The sequence below is a fragment of the Microbulbifer regidiadema (SeqCode) genome (assembly GCF_052467605.1).
Genome location: NZ_CP174316.1, coordinates 3226619 through 3251230, shown reverse-complemented (window position 1 = coordinate 3251230; position 24612 = coordinate 3226619). Strand labels below are relative to the sequence as shown.

The window sequence follows — 24612 nt, the reverse complement described above, 5'->3', positions numbered from 1 at the left end:
CGCTATCGAAATCCAATACTCAAAACTAATCCGCTAATAATTTATTTGGCGAGACCGGGTTATAATCATTGTGTTTAAAAGTGGATAACTTGAATGAAACTTTGGAGCATTTATCAGAGCATGGAATTAGTACGAGAAGCGGGATACTGGAATATCAAAATAAAAAATTAGCCTTTCTCTTGGGGCCAGAAAATATAACGGTTGAACTGGCCGAATGAATACTCTTGCTGAATAGCCTATACTGATGGGAATACTTCTATTGCTTAAATTGCAGTTAGTATACATAGCTTAGAGTTATCATCAGGGCAAATGCACTATAGCTCAAACTGTTTAAATACAGTTACCTCTTATACAAACTGTGCCTTTGGAGATTATTAACTGCATAGCTCGTTAACTATGATCTGTGTAGCGAAAGAGCCTACTAACGTTGATCATGCGGTACATTTGCAATGAACGAGTATAACTTTGCCAGGAACCGGATTCATTTTTAGTTATCGATTTTTCCATTAATATACCTCGCTATAATTTTTTTTGCCTGTTATTTGGCATAAGCTACACAAAAAACCACATTTGTTTTTAACTCATCTAAGGTAATGTCAGGAATTGTTTTTCTTACCCGGGATTCGATTTCTGGAGTTAAACGCATTAAGGTTTTTTTGTCAGAAGAGAGGTTTTCCCAGGTGTCAATATTGAAGTACTTACTAGTTAGCGAACACAAGTCATTCAGACGAATACAATTTAGATTTGTTTTTATATAGTGATCTTGTGGTAGCTGATCGACAATACCAATATGATTCCAATCGTAAAACTTAAGGTGTGCAGGATTATTTTCATTCAATACGGAAGGGTTGTGCGGGGGCATGTGGTGCCCACTCCAACCATAAAAATTGTGGTGCAGATAGACTATTTTTCCACCTTTGTTCAGTAGTTCGGCGATATCCTTAAACACCTCCTCTATTTCCAGTAAATGCTCAGTAACATTATGTAGGCATACGGTATCAAAGGTCTTTTTCCCTACAAGGTCCCGGGTTGTCCCCTGATACAGCTCAATACTCGGGACTAAATCCATAATTTCCCGCCCGGACATTGGCGCATTTACCCATTTTCTAATGCGCTTGTTGCGAACTCTCCTGGAGTCTAAATTCATAGTGGGATCTATACCGGTATAACTATTGGCGCCTGCACATAGGTACCCCATGGCATAGCCGCCAAAGCCACAGCCTATATCCAATACATTGCAGCCCTTTACATATTTATGAAGTTTTCTTGGCCATGCACAGTAGCCAAACTCAACAGCACTGGAGACAAGATCTGAATTAAAATTCTTGAGGGCATGACGTATATTGGTGCAGTTATAGAAAAATGCTATTTTGGCTTGCAGTTCATCTTTGTCCCATTCTTCTACGGGTTCAATCTTATTAAGTTGCTTTGCCGCTCTTGATCTGGAAAACCTTGAGAAGGCTGGATGCAATCGGGAGGTCCCTAGCGTGTCAATCGCCTTCTTGGCATTATTTTCTATTCGCAATATTTTTAGTTGCTCAATAACTCCCAAGGCGCGTTTATGTTCAGGATTACATTTCAATACAATCTTTATATATTTCTCAGCCTGATTTAAATCCCCCTTGGCAATATTAAGCATGGCAATGACTATTCCCATGCCTATATGGTGAGGGTGTCTGGAAATAAATGTCATGGCGTATTTGTCACAATTTAGAATTGATCCACTCTTGGATTCCGCATAACACAGAAAATAGGTTGCCGGGTGGTATGGATTGAGGTCAGCAATGGGGCGCAATAACTCTCTTGCCAAGTCTATGTCCCCAGTTAATGCAGCTTTTTTTCCTTGTTCGAAATTGTCCAGATGATCGATTTCTAGAGTAGACATTTAATTTCCTAAGTAATAAAAAGCAGATGTATTTGACGTAGATATTAACTGGTATAACGCAATTAGCTACAGTTGCATCTATTTTAATTCAGAAACACAAATTTTCTTATTCTGGAAAAGCTACCTTCCGCCAGTATTAATAAAATAATGCGCGAAAAATTATTCATGATATGAAAATTGAAAGTATAAAAAATAAATATATTTACTAATTTGGATCTCTTCAAGTTTTATTCAAAAAAAATGGCACAGATGTTAACTGGCATAACCGGTAAAAACTGTTCGGCTGTGTTATACATTTTACTTTGTAGAGTTAACGTTTTCACTATTTGAAATGGCTGTTAATGCAACTCTTAAAAAAGGATTTAAATGTTATTTAGGTAGCTATAAGAATACTATGGAGGTGCTCTTTGAAACTATTAATAGTCGGCGGGGACGGGTTTTGTGGGTGGCCAACATCATTGCATTTGAGCAATTTAGGCCATGAAATTATTATTATAGATGACTTGTCTAGGAGAAAAATTGACACTGAATTAAAGGTGGAATCACTAACACCAATTTGTGAATTAAAAGAACGTATTGATGCCTGGTTTGAAATAACCGGAAAAAACATCGATTTTGTTGAAATGGATGTTTCTAACAGTTTTGGCGACCTCTTAAATCTTATAAGAAATGAAAAGCCAGACAGTGTGATTCATTTTGGTGAGCAGCGTGCGGCACCTTATTCAATGAAAAACTTTGCCACGAAAAACTACACAATCGTTAATAATATTTGTGGCACCCACAACATTCTCAATGCGATTGTAGAATCTCAGCTTGATATTCATCTTATACACCTGGGCACAATGGGGGTTTATGGCTACGGCCACGAAGAGCCTATCCCCATACCCGAAGGCTATCTGGATGTAAAAATAGATACGACTGATGATCGGCAGATTTTAGACTCGATTGTCTATCCGCCTAACCCAGGCTCTATTTATCATATGACCAAAACAATGGACGCCCAGATGTTTCAGTATTATGCGAAGAATGACAAGCTTCGTATAACTGATTTGCATCAGGGGATTGTATGGGGAACACAGACCGAACTCTCAAGTATGGATGAGAGGTTGATCAATCGTTTTGACTACGATGGAGATTACGGCACGGTTTTGAATCGATTCCTTATGCAGGCTGCCGTAGGATTTCCCCTTACCGTACACGGGACTGGCGGACAGACGCGAGCTTTTATCCATATCTCCGATACTTGTAAATGTATTGAGCAGGCGCTTTCGCATCCACCTTCCTCAGGTGAGAGACCGATGATTCTCAACCAGATGGCGGAGACACAAACCGTCTACGATCTGGCGGAATTAGTTCAGTCACTCACAGGTTGCGAAATAAGTTATCAGCCAAACCCAAGAAAAGAAGCGGAAAGCAATGAATTAAATGTAAAAAATGATCTGCTGCGATCTTTTGGTTGGGAGCCAGTTCTTATTAAAGATAGTCTGCTGCAAGAAATAACCGACATAACAATGCACTATCGGGATAGAGCCGACTATTCAAAAATACCCTGTGTCTCTTACTGGACGAGAAACCATGAATTCGCCGATGCTTCTTATCGAACAAATAATGGTGAAATTATTGAAACGACTTCTTAGCGGGTGATTCACCTATGTCTAATCGCATCCTTATTACAGGTGGCTGTGGATTCATTGGTTCGAACTTGATTAGAATCCTCAGCGGCCTGAATTATTATAATGAAATATATGTCTTGGATAATGAGGCAACCGGGAGCACAGCAATGCTATCTGGTATTCCTCATCAATTTATTCGGGGGGACGTCAGAAATAAGAGCGATGTGGAAAGGGCAGTAAGAGAGGTTGATAGTGTAATTCATTTGGCCGCAGATACACGTGTTATTAATTCCATTGAAAAACCTGTTTATAACTTTGAAGTCAATGTACTTGGTACTGTTAATATTCTAGAGGCAATGCGTAAGTACAAGGTGGGGCATCTTGTTAACGCCTCTACTGGCGGGGCAATAATTGGAGAGGTCGATCCTCCTGTACATGAACTGATGCCTGTAAATCCGGCATCAGCCTACGGTGCTTCTAAAGCTGCCGCTGAGGCATACTGTTCTGCATATGCTCAAAGTTATGGATTATGCATAGCCTCGTTGCGCTTCTCCAATGTGTATGGACCCCTTTCTGTACATAAAGGGAGTGTTATAGCTGCTTTTATAAAGAAAATATTAAAAGGAGAAACCTGCGATATCTATGGGGACGGTTGGCAAACAAGAGATTTTATCTTTGTGAGTGACCTTTGTCTGGGGATAATTAAAGCTCTGGAAAAGAAAGCAACAGGTGTTTTTCAACTCGGTAGTGGCCGACCGACCTCTGTTAATGAAGTAGTGAATCTGCTTAAAGATGTTTCCGGTTTTGATAGTAATCTTGCAGTAGCTTATCACGATTTTCGGGCTGGTGAGGTTCGCCATAATCATACCGATATTTCTAAAGCAAAAAATTATTTGGAGTTTAACCCAGAAACTTCTTTGCGAGACGGAATTAAAGCTACTTGGGATTACTTTATCGATAGGGAAAACATTCTGATGGACAGTTCCAATCAGAGGGCCCTACAGGATGCAGATTGACAATTTTCAAGTAGAATCATTTCCTAATCTTAATAAGTATGTCGGTATTGAGTCTACACAGAAACTCCGGGTTTGTATTGCTACGGAAGAAATTCTGGGTCCGGTTAGGAATGGTGGAATTGCCTCAACTTACTATCATCTCGCCAAGGGATTGGCAGCACATGGCCATGAGGTCCATGTGCTCTACCTGAAAGGTGAGATGGTAGAAAATGAAACGCCAGAATACTGGGTAGAAAAATTTTCAAATTTTGGTGTATCCCTTCATTACTTACAACATGCAACTGAGTTAATTATTGGGCCTTCAAAAATCTGGCAGTGCCGATATAGTGCAGCCTATTGCTGGTTGAGGGAGAAGGGCCCGTTTGATGTTATCCATGCCTCTGAGTGGCGGGGAGGAGTAATCTATGCGCTGATGGCCAAGAAACTGGGTTTGGCATTTCAGAATAGCCTATTTATTATAAAAACTTCTTCTCCGCATCTCTGGAATCGACACTATCAGATGCAGCCCTTTGTAAAGAGGGAGCTTTTGCCCGCGAGCTTTGCCGAGCAGAAGTGTGTAGAGTTTGCAGATATAGTGATAGGCGGTAGTGCGCATTTATTGTGCTTTATGCGCTATGTTGGTTATCGCCTACCCGCTACCACCTATGTACAGCCAAATATACTCGACTTTTCTGATGTTCCGGTTGAAGACCGACGCGCCAAGCGCAAACCGGGCGATACTATTCATACAAAAGAGCTAACTTTTTTTGGTCGTCTAGAAATGCGTAAAGGCATTGAGATTTTTTGTGCTGCTCTCGATCTTTTACAGCGTACGGGAAATTCTCCGAGTCGAGTAAATTTTTTGGGTAAGTACGGTGAGGGACTTCCAAATCAGAATAATGAAAAGGTTTCTGAGTATATTAAACGTAAATCTTCCACTTGGAATTTTGATGTTGAGTGTATAACAGACTACAACCAGTCAGAGGCGCTATCCTTCTTATGCTCTCGAGATATGATTGCAGTGATGCCATCTCTGATTGAAAACTCCACTATGGCGGTTTATGAAGCACTGGAAAATAATATTCCTTTTATCGCAACCCGGGTTGGGGGCACACCAGAGCTGATCGCAGAAGAGGATCACGATAGCTGCCTGATTAGTCCCTATGCTTATGAACTTGCAGAGCGTTTACAAGATGTGCTTAGTAATGGTCATAGAATTGCTCACCCTAGCTTTGATAATAATCAAAATCTGAAAGTTTGGTATGGCTTTCATGCATATTTGGCTGATTTATTGCCGCAAATTAATACAACTGAGATTCTCGGTAAGCTGCATGGGACAGATTCGACTCAGAAAGATACAGAGGAAGAGATAGCAATAGCGCAGCTTGAGGTTATTGTATTACTGCGTGAGAGTAATAGTGCAATGAAATTTGCAGAAGCGTTAGTTCACGATAAACCTGACGCTGTAAAAATTTTACTTATAGATCCGGATTTGGAAAAAGTCGCGCAAGAAGCTAATCAATACCTGGTTGAATCTGGAGTGATATCTAGCGTTGTTGATTTTATTGGCTTTCCAGCGGGAATTGCACTAGCTCGCAGCCTATCCGAAAGTGTGATGGATGCCTGTATTTTATGTGATGGCACTACAGTCAGATTTGGTGGGGAATTTTGTAGCAAATTGCGTATAGCCTTACAAAAAACCAGTGAATATATTATTACCAGTTTTCTTTCATTGCCCGATGATAAAATTTTAATGCCAATGGGGAGTGATATTGTTTCAGAAGTTGCCTGCGGAAACTCCATAGGAACAAATGTTTTTTGTATTCCAAGTAAAATATCTAAACAAGTAGGCCCCTTACTCCCCTATGATATTCGTTATGGTTTACTCCAAGAGTATGTGCTTAGGGCATATAAAGAGTTTTCCTGTGAATTAATGGTGATTCCTGAAACGTATTTGAAAAGTGATTGTTATTTAGATGAGCTGGAGGAGGCTAAGAGTAACGCGAATTCACTATATTTACGCTCAATGTCCCTGGTAGAAAACAGTGATATTGCATATCGGAAGCTTGCACTGCTTCCAGCGGTAGACAATAAACTTAATCCGGCTCTTTATCGCGATAAAAACCGTCATGAGGAGGAGCCGGTATGGTTGGCACACTCCGATAGACCAAGAAAAATGAGAAATCGCAATGCGAGAGTTGTTATTGGTTTGGATGAAAAAAAATCGCATATTCTATGTGTGGCCAAGGGTAAAGGGACACGAAAATTAATCGCCAATGGTGAGCCCCAGCCTATTTCTTTGGTGATTCAAGATAATGAGATCACTTTACATCGATTTTCTATCCCAGATAGATGGGATGAGGGTGATAAATTTAATATAAAATTTTTATTAGAAGACGAGGAAAATATTTATACCCGTTTTATACGTGTTATTAAGTTATCGAAGAATGTGTTTGCGGCTATTTCTGGTAGTCCAATTTTAAATCAAATGGCGATTGAAGAGATATTTAAACAGAAAGATGGGCGTAGTTTATTTCCGGCAGCAGTTAGAGGTTTTAAATCCACTACTCTTACTGAGGATAAAGTTGCAGGGGAGGCGGCAAAAAATAAATTAAAATCTACACAGGAGCAAACTGAGGCTGCTGAATCAGAGGTGCAATATGAGTATGATATTGCCCAGGTTATTTATGAGCAAAATCATAAAAATAATCAGGAAATTAAACCCCGCTTTAATTTTCCAGAAGCAGTGAAAAGATCAGGTAGCACTTTCAAAAGAATATTTAAAGGGTATACAGGATCCCCAATTAAGGGATCTATTCCTCCACGGGAACTTTTTGCAATAGATCCTCACTTTTTAGAAGGATGGGCTTGGGATCGAAGTAATATTTCTCGCAATCTTGTTGTGGTTTTGGAGCTGAATGGATATATGGTAGCTGAAACTACAGCGAACCAATATATCGAACGTTTTGGCAGTAGAAATCCAAAGCTTGCCTGGTATGGATTTCGATTTGCATTAACAGAGGAAATTAAACAAGAATATTCAGAAATTACGATTCGAATAAAAGAAAATGGGTTAATTTTACGAAATGGACGTTTGCGCTATCTTAAGCAAATGTTAGTAGCGATGTAGGATAACTAAAACAATGAAAGAGCTTTATCAGGATAGTACGCTTGGACCCTCTTCGCGAAAAAAACATATTTGTATTCTTACCGAAGATATTTTTGGCCCGATTAAAAATGGAGGTATAGGTACAGCTTACTTTCATTTGGCTGTATTTTTACAGAGGTCTGGTCATAAAGTAACTATTTGCTTTATAAATGGGTTGGCCAAAAATCCGGTAAAGATGAAAATAACAAAACAATTTTTTTTAAGACTTGGAATTAATTTTTTTAGTGTGGCACCTCAGGCGCTGGCAAAAACTACCATGGCTCGCACCATGGCCATACCTTATGCGGCCTATGAATGGCTTAGGCAGCATGAGAAAAAATTTGACATTGTGCATGTTTCAGAGTGGCGTGGCACCGGATATATAGCGCTGCTAGCCAAAAGTCTGGGTATTGCCTTTGGAAATATACACTTTGTTGTAAAGGGCTCCTCCCCAACGCTTTGGTCGGCAGAGGGGAACCAGCAGTTTCTAAAGGAAGACCGTCAGTTGGGCTGGGTGTTTATGGAGCGGAAAAGTGCCGAAATGGCGGATACGCTTATTTGCGGCAGTAAATACCTTATTGAGTGGATGGATAAAAATAAATATAAACTTCCCGAACGCAGTTTTTTTTGGCCAAATGTTTTTTTAGATGACTTGTTGCCAGATAAAAGAATAAGGATAAATGGCTCTGGCCTCGCAACCAGGGAGTGGGTTTTTTTTGGGAGACTTGAACCGCGTAAAGGCGTTATTCTTTTTGTTAATGCATTAAATAGTCTGGCTAAAAAAGGTGTGCAACTTCCTGCAATTACTTTTTTAGGTGGTGATTCCTATCGATTTGATGCGCAAAAATTTATTGAAGAGAATCAGGAAAATTGGCAAGCTGAAATTACCTTTAAAAATAACTTTGATGCTATGGAGGCCATAGAGTATTTACGGGGTGAGGGGCGTCTGGCAGTTATTCCGGCATTATTAGAGAACTCTCCAATATCGGTATATGAATGTCTCGCAACGAAAATACCATTTATTGCCGCAGATACGGGTGGAACGCGAGAGCTACTTGATCCTGATACTTGTGAGCAGGTGCTTTTTGAACCCAACCATATCGCTCTGGGGAAAAAACTGGAACTCCATATCAAAGAACTGCCTGCACCGGGGGTTAAGCATCCACGGGTAAAGAAATCCTTGGAGGTATGGAAGTGTTGGCATGAACAGGAACATAACACTCCTCAATGCAAATCTCCAGTGGACATGCAGTCTCCTTTGATTACTATTTGCATAACCCACTTTGAGCGCCCGGGTCTTTTGTATCAAGCACTTAAAAGTATTGAGCAGCAAACTTATCAAAATATTGAAGTGATTGTGGTTGATGATGGAAGTCATTCGAAAGAAGTCCATCACGCGCTAAAAATTTTGGAAAATCACTATGCCAACAAAGGTTGGCAATTTATTTACCAGGAAAATTGTTATGTAGGCGCTGCGCGAAATACTGCGGCAAAAAGAGCCGGTGGAGAGTATTTACTCTTTTTTGATGACGATAATGTCATGATGCCTGAAATGGTGGAAAAAATGCTTCGTGCGGCTATGTTTGCCGGTGTTGACTGTTTGACATGCAGTTCTATACGCTTTAGCGGCGAAGGAGAACCAAATACACCAGAGAGTAAATTGGGGACTCAAATTCGTTTTATGGGGCCAGCAAGGGCCTGGGCGACGAAAGTGAATATTGTCGGTGATGCAACCTGTTTGATAAAAACCACTACCTTTAGAAATCATGGAGGTTATACCGAGAGATATAGAACAGGTAAAGACGATATAGAGTTTTATAGTAAGCTTATTTCAGCAAATGAAAAAATATCCTACTACCCCGACGCACTTTACTATTATCGTATTGGTAATAATTCAATGAAGGCGAGAAATCTTCTTCAGGAAGAGGAGGATTTTCGCCAAATAAGTCCCTATTTGCATACATTGGATGCAGAAGAAAAAAGTCTTCTGCTGCTTAGAACGCAACAGAAAGGGAGAGGCAAGCAGCAGGGCAACAAATATAAACCGGGAGTGGTGCGGAGAACAATGCGCAGGTTGCGCAAGTTTATCCGTCTTGATTATGGACAGTAGATATTATTGCTTGGGGAAAAGCTACTGATATAGCACCGAAATCTCTCGCAGAGAAATAAATCTTAATACTAGGGATGATAGTAGACTTGCAATAGGAAAAAGCCGGAATTTAACTATGATTATTTACCGGGTAGCGACGCTTACAATGTAATAGATATGTAACTTTAATTTGTTATGGATAAGCTTTAGGAGAAAGACAAGAAAAGACAAGACAGAGGTGGGAGGTGGCCAGATTAATGATTGAGTGGGTGGTAAGTTTATCTGGTTACTATAGCAGTAAATATCAGCAGTTGCTTAAAACCAAGAGGGTGAAAGTTTGAAGGTGCTCAGATATATCGATGGAGCAAATGACAAGACTTTTCCTTTAATTTGTGTATTTCGCGACGAGATAGATATTTTCCCTGCTTTTTTACACCATTATCGCTCTATCGGGGTAACTTGCTTCCACTTAATTGATACTGGCAGTCGCGATGGTTCTGTCACCTATCTTTTAAACCAGGCTGATGTACAGCTTTACGCTGTTAAGGGTGGTTATCCACAGGCAAATGCTGGAATTGATTGGGTTAATCGTATCGCTCACGAGTATTGCCGGGGTAAATGGACTATTGTTGTCGATGCGGATGAATTTCTTCAGTTACCCGAGGTGGGTGGTCGCGTATGCCTGTCCCGGGTAACCAAGCTGATGAAAAATGAGTTGGCTTTTGCTCTATATACTCCACTGATCGATTTTTTTTGTGATAACTTAAAAGAAAGGCCTTACTCAGCAAAAAATCTTACTGAATTAATGGCTAAAACCCCCAATTACGTGCCCTATAAGAACTTTAAGAAAAAACGTATACAGGCCTTTCCATTTTTTGAGATTCGCTCAAAAGTGCGGGCACAGATTTCGGGTGTGCCCAACTACTTTGTCAAATCCTATAAAATACCACTGGTATACTGGCGTCAGGATTTTCAATATATACGCTCTACTCATGTCTGTACGCCAATACCCTTAAGTGAAAACTGTGGATGTCTTTTACACTTTAAGTTTCGTGCTGGTTTTCAGCAGCGACTGATGCGGGAATTAGAAAACCCGGATCGAATGAATTCCGATGTTTACCGAATTTCAAAAGCCATCATTAAAAATCAGAGCGCTATTCCCCGCTACACCGATGATCTGCGGGAGAGCGGTGGTTTTTCCGGGAGTGAATGGCTGAAGCAGGGAAAGTTTGTCGAGGACTGGAAAAGTGAAAACTGCTCAAAAGCCCAGTATTTTGAACTGCTGACTCAGCAGAAGGGCGCCTCGGAAAGCTATCTTGCCGAAAATCTCACACGTTTAACAAAATCATTTAGCTGGCGTTTCAGTAGGCCATTGCGGCAATTTCTATTTTATCGGGGCATGTTGCGACACGATCACTACCCCGAGCGGCTGGAGAAGGATCACCCTTTGGCCGATCAGACTATTGCTATCTATGAGTCATTCTGGTGGCTGGTCACTGGAATTTTTAGGCTGCCGGTGGCGATTTACCGGGCCATTCTATGGCATAAACTGGCTGGGCGCCGGCGGGCGAAACAGCAATAAAAAAGGCCGGGGAATCGCTTCCCCGGCCTTTTACCTATCGCCTTTCAGCTTAGCGCTGAGGTCGTCAGTGTACCCAGTGGTGGCGCTCCATCTTCTCCTGTACCGCTTCTGCCGTAGGTGCGGGCATAGCGCTGATGGGCAGGCGCTCGTGGAAGAATGCCAGGCGCTCACCTGCGCCCATCTCGTTCATGGTTTCCGCCTCAAACATGCGTCCGTTGATGACCGTATAGGTAATATTTTCGGACTGGCGCAGGTTGTCCAGAGGGTTGCCGTCGATCACGATCAGGTCAGCCAGTTTACCCGCCTCGATACTGCCGATATCGCCGTCCATACCCAGGTAGCGGGCACCGTCGATGGTGCCGGCGCGGAAGGCTTCCCAGGGGGTAAAGCCGCCCTGCTCCATCATCCACATCTCCCAGTGCGCACCCAGCCCCTCACGCTGGCCGTGGGCGCCAATATGTACGGTGACACCTTCGTCGCGCAGCTGCTTGGCCTGACGGGCCACGTTAAAGTGGTTGTAGTGGGCATCCGGCGCAGTGGGGCGACGGATAGAACGGGGATTGACGATAAAGTCGGGGGTAAAGCGGGTCAGGCGCGTGTTCTTCCACACCTCGGTGCGGTCATACCAGTACTCCTCACCCCAGAGGCCGCCGTAGGCCACGACGAAGGTCGGTGTATAACCCACCTGGGTTTGGCTCCACAGTTGCTCCACATCGCCGTAGACATTGGCGATCGGCAGTGAGTGCTCGATACCGGTGTGCCCATCCACAATCATATTCATATTGTGCTGGTACTTACCGCCGCCCTCGGGCACCACCATAATGCCGGCTTCGCGGGCTGCCTGTAGCACTTGCTGGCGCTGGTCGCGGCGGGGCTGGTTGTAGCTCTTCACCGAGATGGCACCCATTTCCTTGAGGCGGTTGACGTGGAACTGGGCGTCCTCCAGGGAGTTGATCTTGGCTTTGTAGCCCGGACCTTTGGCGCCATAAAGGATGGTACCGGTGGAGAAAATACGCGGTCCGGTAATCAGGCCGGCCTTTTGCATTTCAGCGGCGGAGAAGATCTCGCTGCTGTCATTGGAGGGGTCGTGAATAGTAGTCACGCCAAATGCCAGGCTGGAGAACAGGTTCCAGTTCTGCTGCGGGATAATCTCCTCGCGACCCTGGGCACCGTGGGCATGGGCGTCAATCAGCCCGGGCAATACGGTTTTGCCGGTGATATCGATACGCTTCGCGTCGGCGGGAATGTCCACTTCCGCAGCGGGACCCACGGCGACAATGCGGTTGCCCCGGAACAGCACTACACCATTGTTGATAATTTCACGGGTATTTTCCGCATCGCGCATAGTGACAACCTTGCCGCCGGTGAGGGCAACGAGACCGGCGCGATTGTCAAAGGACTGTTCAAAGCTCAGGTCGATGCCTTCGGAGACCGGCTCTGGCAGCTCCTCCGGAGCGCCGGCGACAAATTCGAAGGCGTCTTTCAGTTCGCGCTCGAACAGTTTGGGGCCGTGGGCCCAGCCCAAGGTGTCGCTATCGGCAGACCAGTGCAGGTTTTCACCGGCGCGCTTGGATACCTGGGTAACTTTAACCGCTTTGCTATCGGGGCCGATTACCTCGGATTTGCCGGTGTGCATAAATGGCGCGACAAAGGCTTTGAAGTCCTGGGTAAAGGCAACCCAGTTGCCGTCCGGAGATAGGCGGAAGGAGGTAATCTCAGCGCCGTGCAGGTGCTCGCGCTCATCTTTGCCTTGCAGGTTGGTGCTCTTCAGCACGCGCTTGCCGCCGTCAGCGTGTTGGTACTCGGAGAAGTAGATACGCTCTTCGCTGGCACCGAAATGCGGCTCATAGCCGGACTTTACGACCCGGCGCTGCCAGTCGCCGTCGGCGTCAGCCAGGTAGATACCCGGCTCTAAAGAGTACTCGGGGCTCAGTAGGTAGCCGCCGGTAAAGCGGCGGTAGGCCACGGTGTCACCGCTGGGGGAGAAGCTGGGTTCAACGTACAGGCCCGGCTGCTTGGTGATGTTTTTGCCGCGACCGCTGCGGGCGGAAACCACCCGTACATGGCCCAGGTTTTGATCGTCCCAAGTGACATAGGTGATCTCGCGACCATCGCGGGACCAGCTGGGGTAGAACTCAAAGTGGTCGTCCTGGCGGGTCAGGCGACGGCGCTCACCGCTGTCGATATCCTGGATATAAATCTTGCCCAGAGCCTGGAACGCGACCTGTTTGCCGTTGGGGGATTTCTGCGCCCAGCGGATCATCTTCACATCGAAGGTTTCCGGCGCCACGTCCACCGGGAAGCGCACCGCATCGGCTACCTGTTTTTCGACTTTCACATGGGCTTCAATCGGGGCGACGCTGTCGCCGTTGGTGGAAATACGCAGGAATTTACCGCCGGTCCACACGATCAGCGACTCGCCATCGGGCATCCAGTCGTACTGTACATAGTTGCCGTGCGGGCCGAAGATTTCCTGCAGGTCGCGCTCAAGGCCGGCGTAAACCGGTGTTTCCAGCCCTGTATCCAGATCTTTCAGGAACAGGGAGGTCTGATTGTCCTGGCGACGAATAAAGGCCAGTTTGCGACCATCTGGAGAGGGCACCGGTGCCACTGCACCGCCGGGACCGGAGACAAAGGTCTCCTCTTCACCGTCCTGGAGGTCGTAGCGGTTGATGGCAAAAATCTCCTGGGTGGAGTTTTTGTTGTATTTCCATACAGTGCCGGGGGTGGTGTCGATAGAGTAATAGACATAGCGACCATCCGGGGAGAAAGCCGGATCGGCAATGTTTTTCTGGGCGATATCGCCGCCGATGCGCTCTTTCAGCTGGCGACCTTCACCCCCACCGTAGTGGTACATCCAGATTTCACCGGCGGGGATACTGCGCCCAGACATAAAGCCTTTGCGCGCCACCAGGTACTGGCCATCGGGGCTCCAGTTGGGCGAGTGCAGCAGGTTTTCCTTCTCTGTGGTGAGCTGGCGAAGGTTGTCGCCATTGCGGTCCATCAACCAGATGTTGTCGGCGCCATCGCGGTCGCTGATAAATACGATGTTCTCGCCATCCGGGCTGAAGCGCGGCTGCATATTCCAGGCGATTTCATTGGTCAGGGCTACTGCCTCGCCACCGGCTACCGGCACTGTGTAGATATCGCCGAGCATATCGAACAGGATGGTTTTACCATCCGGGCTGATGTCCAGGTTGCTCCAGGTGGTTTCGCGGGTATCCAGCTGGATCGGTTTGAATTCGTAGGGCGGCTGGTTGATATCCCAGGCCTCCGCCTTCTCCTCTTCTTTGGCATCGGCTTCTGCCACTGCCACTGCCCCCAGGGGCAGGGTCAACGCCAGAGCCGCCAGGGCCAGAAAGTGGCGGCGCGGCTTGTTTTGCTTAGTGGTGTTCATTGAAGTATTCCTCCGCCTGATTCTGTTCTCGGCGGTTATCTTTGTTTTGTTGGATGGGCAACTGGTTGATTTTTCAGGGGCTAAATTACCGGGATTAAAGAGGCGCGGCAATCTCAATGGGGCGAGGCGCAGGCCCCTGGGACGAGTGGTTGCCCGCTTGAGTAAAGCGGGGCGAATGGCCACAATGCACTCAGGTTTTACAAACGCTTGGAATATCGACCCTTTATGACTATCGATGTTGTGATTTTAGCTGCCGGAAAAGGCACCCGTATGCACTCTGACCTGCCCAAAGTGCTGCATCCCATTGGCGGTATCCCCATGCTCGAGCGGGTTATTGATACCGCTATGTCGCTGGGTGAAGTGCAGATTACTGTAGTAATCGGGCACGGTGCCGAGCTGGTTCGCGAGCGCTTCGCCGATCGCGGCGTCAGGTTTGTAGAGCAGGCGCAGCAGTTGGGTACCGGGCACGCAGTGGCCCAGGCCGCACCCTATTTCCGCGCGGGAGCCAACGTTCTGGTGCTCTACGGAGATGTTCCCCTGGTCAAGGCCGGCAGTTTGCAATCGCTGCTGTCGGCGGCGGACTGCGGTCCCGCCCTGATGTCAGTGGAGATGGCCAACCCTGCGGGCTATGGGCGTATTGTGAGAGATAGCAGTGGCCGCGTGCAGTCGATTGTTGAAGAGAAGGACGCCGATGCCGATACCCTGGCTATCAGTGAGGTCAATACCGGTATTTTAGCGGCGTCTGGGGACCTGCTGGCCCGCTGGCTGCCGGAGCTGTCCTGCGACAACGCCCAGGGCGAATACTACCTGACCGATATTGTCGGGCGCTCCGTGAGTGAGGGTATCGCTGTCGCCGGTGTGCTGGCCAGCGACCCGCTGGAAGTGGCCGGTGTGAACAGTCGTGCACAGCAGGCGCAGATGGAGCGCGCCCTACAGCACCAGCAGGCGATAAGCCTGATGAATGCGGGCGTGACTTTATTGGACCCGGCGCGTATCGATATTCGCGGCAGCCTGACCTGTGATACCGATGTCTCTATCGATATCAACTGTATCTTTGAGGGCTCGGTATCACTGGGTAAAGGAGTCAAAATCGGCCCCAATTGCCTGCTGAAGAACTGTCACCTGGCGGATGGCACCAGGGTGGAGGCCAACTCTATTATCGAGGGGGCCGAAGTCGGTGAGGCCTGCACTATCGGTCCATTCGCGCGCCTGCGCCCGGGCACAGAGCTGTCTACCGGCGCCAAGGTGGGTAACTTTGTCGAGACCAAAAAAGCCAAAATCGGAGCCGGCAGTAAGATCAACCACCTCTCCTATGTGGGCGATGCCCTGGTGGGGGAAGCGGTCAATATCGGTGCCGGCACCATCACCTGTAACTACGATGGGGTGAACAAATCTCTGACCGAGATTGGCGATCAAGCGTTTATTGGTTCCAACACTGCCTTGGTAGCCCCGGTAACCGTGGGAGCTGGCGCAACAATTGCTGCCGGCTCCACCATTACCCGGGCAGTGGACCCGGAGGCGCTGGCGGTAGCGCGGGGTAAGCAGCGCAATATCAGCGGCTGGCAGCGCCCGGCCAAGAAACAGAAGTAACCTCGCTATCACTGGGGGAGTCCCTGCGGGAGCGATAATTCCGGCGGGCCTTCCCACCCAGCCCCTGTTGCTAGCCGCCCTTTCGATTAAACTTGCGCTTCGGGAATAAAAGGAATGGCCCGATGCACAAGCCCAGATTAAAACTGCTTGCCAGTTTTGATATTGCCTCACTGCAATATCTGGACGAGCGCGGACAGACGACCCAAGCCCTACCGGACTTCGCCACTGCCGATACCCTGATCGACTTCTACCGCCAGATGACCCTGACTCGTATGGTGGATGATCGCGCGGTCAAAATGCAGCGCACCGGCCAGCTTGGCACCTACCCTTCCAGTCTCGGCCAGGAGGCGATAGGCGTTGGCCTCGCCGCAGCGATGGCCGCAGAGGATGTCTATTGCCCCAATTACCGGGAGAGCGGCGCCCTGCTGGGGCGCGGTGTTGCGATTGAGGAAATCTACGCGATCTGGGGGGGCGATGAGCGCGGGCAGAACTTTCGCCACGCCCGCCAAGATTTGCCTCTGAGCGTACCTATTGCCACCCAGATGCTACACGGTGCCGGTATTGCCTTCGCCCTGAAATACAAGCACGAACATCTCGGCGAACCCCTGCGTGTCGCTGTGTCGACCGGGGGCGACGGCTCCACTTCGCGGGGCGACTTCTACGAGGCGATCAATTTGGCCGGCGATTGGAAGCTGCCCCTGGTAATCGTGATCAACAATAACCAGTGGGCCATCTCCCTGCCGCGCGAAGAGCAAACTGCCTGCAAAACCCTGGCGCAGAAGGCTATCGCCGCCGGTATACCCGGCTTGCAGGTGGACGGCAACGATGTCATTGCCGTGCGCGAAGCGGTGGGAGATGCGCTGGCGCAGGCGCGCAGCGGGGCCGGCCCGGCACTGATCGAAGCGATCAGCTATCGCCTGTGCGACCACACCACCGCCGATGATGCCAGCCGCTATCAACCGAAAAACAACCTCAATGAAGCCTGGGCAAAGGAGCCCTTGCGGCGCCTGCGCGCCTATCTAGAAAACGGCGGGGCCTGGGATGATACGCGGGAGCAAGAGTTGCAGCGGGCGTTAACCCGGCAAGTGGACAGGGCGGTGCAAACCTACCGGGAAACCCCCAGGGATTCCGCCACGGCAATATTCGACCACCTCTACGCAAAGCTGCCGGAGGCATTTCTGGAGCAGTATCAACAGTTGCAGGGGGATAGCTGATGGCGGAGATCACTCTGGTAGAGGCGATTGCCCAGGCCTTGGCTTACGAGATGCAAGCGGACCCCAGGGTGGTCGTTTTTGGTGAAGATGTGGGCCTCAATGGTGGCGTATTTCGCGCGACCGAGGGGCTGCAAGCCAAGTTCGGCCGCGACCGGGTACTGGATACCCCCCTGGCCGAGACCATGATTGCCGGTATGGCGGTGGGCATGGCGGTACAGGGATTGCGACCGGTGGCTGAATTTCAATTTATGGGGTTTATCTATCCCGGTCTCGATCAGATTCTCAGCCACGCCTCGCGCTTTCGCAATCGCACCCGCGGCCGCCTCTCCTGCCCGGCGGTCTACCGCGCCCCCTACGGTGGTGGTATTCATGCACCGGAGCATCACTCCGAGAGCACCGAGGCCCTGTTCGCGCATATTCCGGGCCTGCGCCTGGTAGTGCCCTCCTCCCCGGCCCGCGCCTACGGTTTACTGCTGGCGGCAATTCGCGACCCGGACCCGGTGATCTTTCTAGAGCCCAAGCGCATCTACCGGGCGGTGCGCCAGGAGGTGCCGGACACCGGCGCAGCGCTGCCGCTGGATCGCGCCTTTGTATTGCGCGAGGGCCGCGATATCACACTGATCGCCTGGGGCGCCTGTCTCAAAGAGACCCTGCAAGCCGCAGAGCAGCTGGCAGAGGAAGGCATAGAGGCCGAGGTCATAGACCCGGCCACCCTGAAACCCCTGGATATCCACACGGTGATCGACTCCCTGGAGAAAACCGGGCGCTGTGTTGTGATACACGAGGCGGCCAGATTCTGTGGTGTGGGCGCTGAGCTGGTCGCGCAGATCAATGAATATGCCTTCGACCTGTTGCAGGCACCGGTACAGCGGGTGACCGGCTTCGATACGGTGATGCCCTACTACCAATTGGAGCACGAGTATCTGCCGGGAGTGGCGCAGATTTTGGCCGCCGTGCGGGAGGTATTGGATTATGCCAACGGAGGGGCACAATGAAGATTTTTACCCTGCCGGACCTCGGCGAAGGTCTGCCCGATGCGGTGGTGCGGGAGTGGCATATCAGTGAGGGAGAGACGATCGCCATCCACGATACCCTGGTGACGGTTGAAACTGCCAAGGCCCTGGTGGATGTACCGGCTCCCTGGGGCGGCACGATTGAAAAACTGTTTGCAGTGGTGGATGAAACCGTGAATGTCGGCGAGCCCCTGGTGGGATTTGTCGCCGAGGGGGAAGTGGCGCTTGAAAGCCCCTCCACAGCCACTGTTAAAACGGAAGAAGCAGATCAAGGGGATGCGCGGGCCGACAGCGGCACGGTGGTGGGAAAATTGGAACAGGGGCAGGCTGTATTGGGGGTTGAGCGGGGGCCCGAGGCGGGCCCGAAGCGCCCGGCAACCCCGAGGGTGCGGGCCCTGGCCCGGCGTTTGGGCGTCGATTTGCACTCACTATCCGCTGCTGCCCCGGTGACAGCAGCCCAGGTGCGTGCTGCGGCGGGATCGGGGGCCAAAGCACAAGCCCCGGCAAAGAGCCGCCGCCCATCGCCCCCTCCTACCCCGACTGTGCAAACGACTGCCGTCGAATCCGACCCCGAGATTATGTCGCCGGCGCGGCGGGCCATGGGGCTGTCCATGAGTCGCGCGCGGGATGAAGTGCAACAGATAACCCTGTGTGACGACGCGGATATTTCCAACTGGTGGGGCAGTGCCCCGGCGCTGCTGCGCTTGATCCGCGCGGTACAGGAGGCCTGTACCGCAGAGCCCACACTCAATGCCTGGTATCGGGATAATCAGCTGCTGCCGCAGGGCAGTATCAATATTGGCCTGGCCGTGGACTCGCCCAGAGGGCTGTTTGTACCGGTACTTCGAGAGGTGGCCGAGCGCTCCGACGGGGAGCTGCTCCAGCAGGTAGCGGACTTCAAAAACCAGGCCCACGAGACCGGCATTGCCCAGCGGGATTTACAGGGGGCGAGCATACTCCTGTCCAACTTTGGCTCTATTGCCGGTCGCTACGCCACCCCAGTGGTTATGCCACCCACTGTCGCCATTGTCGGTGCCGGGCGGGTGGGCCAGGGGGTGGTGGTGGTCAATCGCTGGCCGGCGATGCGCCCCCTGTTGCCCCTCTCCATCAGTGCCGATCACCGCGCCGTTACCGGTGGCGAGCTGGCGCGCTTTCTCCAGGTGATGTTGAAAACCCTATCGCTATAGCTATTTCTGCCCACACTCTGCCACTAGCCGACCCGCTGGCGATAAAACTGTGGGAATTATAGTTTCGTTTTGCTATCTTTAAGTTTCGAAACGAAACTTTTATGCTTATGTCCAAGCGCAACACCCAGCAGCGTCGCCACGGCATCCTCCACTTGTTGAATGAAGTGGGTGAGGCCAGTGTCGAGCAATTAGCGCGGCAGTTCGGTACCTCGGAGGTCACGATTCGAAAGGATCTGACTGCGATGGAAAACCACGGCTTGCTGCTGCGCCGTCACGGCGGGGCTATCCCAGTGCCGAGGGAGCTGGTCAGCGAGGAGGGCCCCTCCGAAATCAAGCGGGCCATCGGCCGCGCCGCCGCAGCCCTGATACCGGATCACCACCGGATTGTGATCGACTATGGGCGCACCACTGCGGCGATGATTCCGCAGCTTGAAAGCAAGCGCGGGCTGGTTGTGATGACTAACTCACTGCATGTGGCTAATGCACTGCGGGAGCTGGAAAACGAACCGACCTTGCTGATGACTGGCGGTACCTGGGACCCGCATTTCGAGGCCTTCCAGGGGCAGGTGGCGGAACAGGTACTGAGGGGCTACGACTTCGATCGCGCTTTTATCGGTGCCGATGGCATCGACTTGCAGCGCGGCACCTGTACTTTTAATGAGCAGATAGGCCTGTCCCGTGTTATGGCGGAAGTGGCGCGAGAGGTCGTTGTGCTGGCGGAGTCCAGTAAAGTGGGGAAGCGGATTCCCAATTTGGAATTGTCCTGGGAGCAGGTCGATACCCTGGTCACAGACGATGGTCTGGAGGACTCTGTAGGTCAAAAATTGGAGCAGCTGGGCATTCAGCTGCTCTGTGCCCCGGTAGATAGGGGCAGAAACTCCCCGCCCGAACGGGTAATGGGTGGCGAGTTTTCCGGGTTAATGAGGAAATAATTATGTGCGGAATTGTGGGCGCGCTGGCACAGCGCAATGTGATGGGTATTCTTCTGGAGGGGCTGCGCCGTTTGGAGTATCGCGGTTATGACTCCGCCGGTGTCTGCCTGAGTGATGGCAGTGGCCAGCTACAACTGCGCAAGAGCCTGGGCAAGGTCGCGGACCTCGAAGCTAAATTAAGAGAGGAGAGTGCCGAGGGCCATATAGGGATAGCCCATACCCGCTGGGCAACCCACGGTGTGCCATCGAATGAAAACGCCCATCCCCACCTATCCGGCCATATTGCCCTGGTGCACAACGGCATTATCGAGAATCACCAGGAACTGCGCGCAGAGCTACAGGACAAGGGTTACGAGTTCCAGTCAGAGACCGATACCGAAGTGGTGGTACACCTGATTCACTCTCTGAGTATCGAGGGCCGCAACCTGATCGATTCGGTGACCGAAGCTACCCAGATACTGGAGGGCGCCTACGCCCTGGCGGTTGTCAGCCGCGATGAGCCGGATGTTCTGGCCTGCGCCCGTTCCGGCAGTCCCCTGGTACTGGGGGTGGGGATCGAAGAAAACTTTATCGCCTCAGACCCAATGGCCCTGCGCCAGGTGACCGACCGCTTTATTTTCCTTGAAGAGGGCGACGTGGCGGAAGTGCGCCGCAGCGGTATCGCAGTGCGGGACAAACTGGGCAAAGAGGTCAGCCGCCCGGTGCACAAATTGACCGGTGGCCACGAAGCCAGTAATAAAGGGCACTATCGCCACTATATGCAGAAAGAGATTTTCGAGCAGCCCCAGGTAGTTGCGGCCACCCTGGCGGGTCGTATCGACGAGCACTCGGTGTTGACCCAGGCACTCGGTGCCCGCGCTCAGGAAATTCTGCCCAAGGTGCAGCAGGTGCAGATAGTGGCCTGCGGTACCAGCTATCACGCGGGGATGGTGGCGCGCTACTGGTTGGAGGACTGGGCCGGTATTCCCTGTTCGGTAGAAGTGGCCAGCGAACTGCGCTATCGCAAGACGGTGGTGCGGCCGGGAACTCTGTTTGTGAGTATTTCCCAGTCTGGGGAAACGGCGGATACCCTCGCCGCCTTGCGCCAGGGTAAAGGCCTGGGCTACCTGGCCTCTATGGCCATCTGCAATGTACCCAACAGCTCACTGGTACGGGAATCCGAATTATCGCTGATGACCGAGGCGGGCCCGGAGATTGGGGTGGCCTCGACCAAGGCCTTTACGACTCAACTGGTGGCTTTACAGCTGTTCTGTATCGCGCTGGCCAAGGCCAACGGCCTGCCGGCGGAGCGCGAGGCCGAGTTAGTCAGCGCTCTGCACCAGCTGCCCCAGTTGATGGAGAGCTTCACCGGCCTGGATAAAATTGTTAAATATACCGGTGAGGCCTTTGCCGAGAAAAAACACGCGCTCTTTCTCGGTCGCGGTGTCGAGTTTCCCATTGCCCTCGAAGGCGCCTTAAAGCTGAAGGAAATCTCCTATATCCACGCCGAGGCCTACCCCGCCGGGGAGTTAAAACACGGGCCCCTGGCCCTGGTCGACGGCGATATGCCGGTGGTGGTGGTGGCCCCCAATGATGAGCTGCTGGAAAAACTCAAATCCAATTTACAGGAAGTGCGCGCGCGCGGCGGTCAGCTGTTTGTTTTTGCCAGCCCCAAAGCCGGGTTTACCAGTGAAGAGGGCGTGACCGTGGTGGAAGTACCGGACTCCCCCGAGAGCCTGGCGCCGATTCTCTACACCGTGCCGCTACAGCTGCTGAGCTACCATGTGGCAGTGCTCAAGGGCACGGATGTGGACCAGCCGAGAAATCTGGCCAAATCGGTAACGGTTGAGTAATGGTGCCACCCTGTCGGGGTTAGGCTGACAATAAAGTCCCCCACTTTCACAGTTATCTGAGCTATGCCGAATAAAATAGGTGTAGCTTGGATGCTTTGGATGTATAGAGGGTTTTATTTCTGCAGACATTACACCGAGGGTGTCAGTGGACTCCCTGAGTCTCCCCCTTTTTAGTAGCCCTTGAATAAGCTCGCCTCCTAAATAAAGTAAACTTAATCACATGGCTAACTCTTTCAGCCTATCCGCTATGACGACGAATGCGTTGGAGGCCGTATACCGGCAGCTCTGCAAGTTAACCAAGGGCGGTTTCAGCCAGTGAGAATAACTTGCTGGAGCTTTTTACTGCGGTATACGGAAGGCCTCCGAGAGTTGGCTGTGTCCGCTTAAATCATTGGAATCTAATCCTGTCACAGTCGGTAATTTGAGGTAGGTTAAATAGAGAAGTCCCTTACTAAGATTTTTTCTCTGCCCAGGATTTATTATCGCCATTTCCCTTAGTGGGATGCAGTGCACCTTGTGTATTACGAATGTAGGCGCTAAGTTTTTTAACACAGGCAAATGCTGTTATGCAGAATGCAGTAACACCCGCTACTGAACGTGGTGATAAATGAGAAGCATCCCCAGTATATGCCGCTGTAGCAAAGTCCTGAGTCATTTCAAAAGCACTTTTAACCTTGGTAAAACCTGCTTCGCTCGTTATGCCTGTAGCAGCAGTTCCTGCTGCTATAGTTGCCGCTGTAGTGAGCCCTTCCATTCGGGCATCGCGGTTATGAAAAACATCGAGTGGATTAATATTTGTACCTGACATATGCATACCAGCTTGCTCACAGAGATTCCGCAGTTTTTTTTCAGTGATTCCACGTCCCCCATTAGGTCCCCGTGGGTTGGAGAAAAAGACCTGCTGATTTCCCATTGTATTCTGGTTTGCGATTTTACCATTCTCATTACCATTATCACCCTTAAATGGATGAATACCTGGCTGCTTGATTAGAAGCTTCAACGCCTGTGCAAAAGTATCCGTTCCCTCGCCGTGTACTAGCCAATTAATTGGCATACAATGGCCTTGTCCATGTGCAATCCATGCCGCAAGTGATTGCGCATTTTTCGAATCATAATATTGATCGTTTTGCCAGAATAAGGCGTAGTGACTTTCGTCAGAGAGCTGGTTTCTTAGGTACCTATATACTGAGCTATCATAGGCTTTACGAATATGTTTTATCAATTCCCAGCCGGCCTCTTCTTTATCAGTAAACTTACCGCTGACCGCGACGTAATGGATTCCATCCCAATGGTGATTGTAAGGCAATTGGTCTTGTGATGAGTTTGAGGTTTTAAATGAATCACTTATCTGGTCATAGTATACATAATACAAACCAGTATCTTGATTTTCCTCTGGAGTGGAAATTGAGTCGTCACTTATAACTTTGTCTACTACGACATCTCCGCATTCCAGAATAGAATAGTGGATCTGGGCACCATTGAGTGTTAGGGTTTTTTTGTTCGAAAAACTACGGGGTCCAGGTTTTATTGCTATATCATAGATCGCTCTCGTTAACTTACACATGTAGTAATTTGATTGGTGTCCTCTTTTTATTGATTTCCACCAATCAAAATCCGAACTGGGTACCCAAACATTGCGATTAATATTTGGAGTTTCTCCATTTTCAACAATTTTTAAATAATCTGACATTGTTAGTCCTTTACGTTTTTTAGAATTTAATAGTTTTTTAGTGTAATTATTTGTTTGATTCTTTTAAGCCTGTCAGGCCATTGATGAATTATCCAATTTTTTCCGGTAAAAATATCGCGTTTTACCTAGCTTAGGGTGGCCAGATCAGAGTAGAATTGGTATTGTCGCAGTACTGCGACAATAAAAAGTATTGATACTCTGCGGTGCCCCCAGTCCGGGCCCTACCAAACTGTTACTGTATACGCTGGATAGCAGCCTGAAGGTTGGCCTCCTTTTGGAGCTATCCATAGTGATAGTTTTACTCTCGTGGCTCTGATTTGATAAGAGCGGAGGAAATAACATATGCAGATCAGTCCTTTGATCATTGGTGAGCCAGTGTTATAAGTTTTTCTGTAAATATATTTATTTTGTCTGTGCCTGACCTCTATAAGTTTGATCTTGCATA

14 protein-coding genes are annotated in these 24612 nt (G+C 49.5%); 11 read left to right on the top strand and 3 right to left on the bottom strand.

Translation table 11 applies throughout. The features are described 5' to 3' along the window. Positions 1 to 538: 538 nt before the first annotated feature. Entirely contained in the window at positions 539 to 1885 is a 1347-nt protein-coding gene (locus ACJJIF_RS14855) for a methyltransferase domain-containing protein (RefSeq protein WP_444929109.1), read from the bottom strand. 407 nt (positions 1886 to 2292) lie between these two features. Between ACJJIF_RS14855 and ACJJIF_RS14850 the strand changes: the two genes are divergently transcribed. The 5 genes from ACJJIF_RS14850 (at position 2293) to ACJJIF_RS14830 (ending at position 11312) form a co-directional block, all read left to right on the top strand. Next, complete coding sequence (locus tag ACJJIF_RS14850; protein ID WP_444929108.1) at positions 2293 to 3522, top strand: NAD-dependent epimerase/dehydratase family protein; 1230 nt, start codon at positions 2293 to 2295, stop codon at positions 3520 to 3522. Between the two features lie 14 nt (positions 3523 to 3536). Then, positions 3537 to 4514: an NAD-dependent epimerase/dehydratase family protein gene (locus ACJJIF_RS14845; protein ID WP_444929107.1), complete on the top strand. Its 978-nt coding sequence runs from the start codon at positions 3537 to 3539 to the stop codon at positions 4512 to 4514. Then, positions 4504 to 7623 (top strand): glycosyltransferase family 4 protein, encoded by a 3120-nt coding sequence (locus ACJJIF_RS14840; RefSeq protein WP_444929106.1) that lies wholly within the window; start codon positions 4504 to 4506, stop codon positions 7621 to 7623. Before ACJJIF_RS14845 ends, ACJJIF_RS14840 begins: the two co-directional genes overlap by 11 nt. A 13-nt stretch (positions 7624 to 7636) precedes the next feature. Further along, the gene (locus ACJJIF_RS14835; protein WP_444929105.1) at positions 7637 to 9751 is read left to right on the top strand and encodes a glycosyltransferase; all 2115 of its coding nucleotides are present in this window, start codon (positions 7637 to 7639) and stop codon (positions 9749 to 9751) included. A gap of 322 nt (positions 9752 to 10073) precedes the next feature. Further along, complete coding sequence (locus ACJJIF_RS14830) at positions 10074 to 11312, top strand: glycosyltransferase family 2 protein (RefSeq protein ID WP_444932362.1); 1239 nt, start codon at positions 10074 to 10076, stop codon at positions 11310 to 11312. Positions 11313 to 11376: 64 nt separating this feature from the next. Here the strand turns inward: ACJJIF_RS14830 and ACJJIF_RS14825 are convergent, their stop codons facing one another. Further along, the gene (locus ACJJIF_RS14825; protein WP_444929104.1) at positions 11377 to 14709 is read right to left on the bottom strand and encodes an amidohydrolase family protein; all 3333 of its coding nucleotides are present in this window, start codon (positions 14707 to 14709) and stop codon (positions 11377 to 11379) included. Positions 14710 to 14934: 225 nt separating this feature from the next. Here ACJJIF_RS14825 and glmU point away from each other — a divergent pair, with 225 nt between their 5' ends. The 6 genes from glmU (at position 14935) to glmS (ending at position 22477) form a co-directional block, all read left to right on the top strand. Next, positions 14935 to 16299, top strand: a complete 1365-nt coding sequence (glmU, locus tag ACJJIF_RS14820) for a bifunctional UDP-N-acetylglucosamine diphosphorylase/glucosamine-1-phosphate N-acetyltransferase GlmU (RefSeq protein WP_444929103.1) — start codon at positions 14935 to 14937, stop codon at positions 16297 to 16299. Between the two features lie 122 nt (positions 16300 to 16421). Continuing rightward, positions 16422 to 17513, top strand: coding sequence for a pyruvate dehydrogenase (acetyl-transferring) E1 component subunit alpha (gene pdhA, locus ACJJIF_RS14815; RefSeq protein WP_444929102.1), 1092 nt, complete (start codon positions 16422 to 16424; stop codon positions 17511 to 17513). Continuing rightward, positions 17513 to 18508 carry an alpha-ketoacid dehydrogenase subunit beta gene (locus tag ACJJIF_RS14810; RefSeq protein WP_444929101.1) on the top strand — a complete coding sequence of 332 codons (996 nt, stop codon included), beginning with the start codon at positions 17513 to 17515 and terminating at the stop codon, positions 18506 to 18508. The genes pdhA and ACJJIF_RS14810 overlap by 1 nt, the downstream gene beginning before the upstream one ends. Continuing rightward, a complete protein-coding gene (locus ACJJIF_RS14805) occupies positions 18505 to 19713 on the top strand; it encodes a dihydrolipoamide acetyltransferase family protein (protein WP_444929100.1) in 1209 nt (402 codons plus the stop codon). Before ACJJIF_RS14810 ends, ACJJIF_RS14805 begins: the two co-directional genes overlap by 4 nt. A gap of 107 nt (positions 19714 to 19820) precedes the next feature. Further along, entirely contained in the window at positions 19821 to 20645 is an 825-nt protein-coding gene (locus ACJJIF_RS14800) for a DeoR/GlpR family DNA-binding transcription regulator (protein ID WP_444932361.1), read from the top strand. 2 nt (positions 20646 to 20647) lie between these two features. Continuing rightward, positions 20648 to 22477 (top strand): glutamine--fructose-6-phosphate transaminase (isomerizing), encoded by a 1830-nt coding sequence (gene glmS / locus ACJJIF_RS14795; protein ID WP_444929099.1) that lies wholly within the window; start codon positions 20648 to 20650, stop codon positions 22475 to 22477. A 451-nt stretch (positions 22478 to 22928) separates the two neighbouring features. Here glmS and ACJJIF_RS14790 read toward each other — a convergent pair whose 3' ends face one another. Further along, entirely contained in the window at positions 22929 to 24167 is a 1239-nt protein-coding gene (locus tag ACJJIF_RS14790; RefSeq protein WP_444929098.1) for a hypothetical protein, read from the bottom strand. Positions 24168 to 24612: the final 445 nt, after the last annotated feature.

What these genes read in the sequence shown, in the direction of transcription:
- ACJJIF_RS14855 (WP_444929109.1), bottom strand. Translation starts at nt 1,885, where the DNA reads ATGTCTACTCTAGAAATCGATCATCTGGACAATTTCGAACAAGGAAAA.
- ACJJIF_RS14845 (WP_444929107.1), top strand. Translation starts at nt 3,537, where the DNA reads ATGTCTAATCGCATCCTTATTACAGGTGGCTGTGGATTCATTGGTTCG.
- ACJJIF_RS14840 (WP_444929106.1), top strand. Translation starts at nt 4,504, where the DNA reads ATGCAGATTGACAATTTTCAAGTAGAATCATTTCCTAATCTTAATAAG.
- ACJJIF_RS14835 (WP_444929105.1), top strand. Translation starts at nt 7,637, where the DNA reads ATGAAAGAGCTTTATCAGGATAGTACGCTTGGACCCTCTTCGCGAAAA.
- ACJJIF_RS14825 (WP_444929104.1), bottom strand. Translation starts at nt 14,709, where the DNA reads ATGAACACCACTAAGCAAAACAAGCCGCGCCGCCACTTTCTGGCCCTG.
- glmU (WP_444929103.1), top strand. Translation starts at nt 14,935, where the DNA reads ATGACTATCGATGTTGTGATTTTAGCTGCCGGAAAAGGCACCCGTATG.
- pdhA (WP_444929102.1), top strand. Translation starts at nt 16,422, where the DNA reads ATGCACAAGCCCAGATTAAAACTGCTTGCCAGTTTTGATATTGCCTCA.
- ACJJIF_RS14810 (WP_444929101.1), top strand. Translation starts at nt 17,513, where the DNA reads ATGGCGGAGATCACTCTGGTAGAGGCGATTGCCCAGGCCTTGGCTTAC.
- ACJJIF_RS14805 (WP_444929100.1), top strand. Translation starts at nt 18,505, where the DNA reads ATGAAGATTTTTACCCTGCCGGACCTCGGCGAAGGTCTGCCCGATGCG.
- ACJJIF_RS14800 (WP_444932361.1), top strand. Translation starts at nt 19,821, where the DNA reads ATGTCCAAGCGCAACACCCAGCAGCGTCGCCACGGCATCCTCCACTTG.
- glmS (WP_444929099.1), top strand. Translation starts at nt 20,648, where the DNA reads ATGTGCGGAATTGTGGGCGCGCTGGCACAGCGCAATGTGATGGGTATT.
- ACJJIF_RS14790 (WP_444929098.1), bottom strand. Translation starts at nt 24,167, where the DNA reads ATGTCAGATTATTTAAAAATTGTTGAAAATGGAGAAACTCCAAATATT.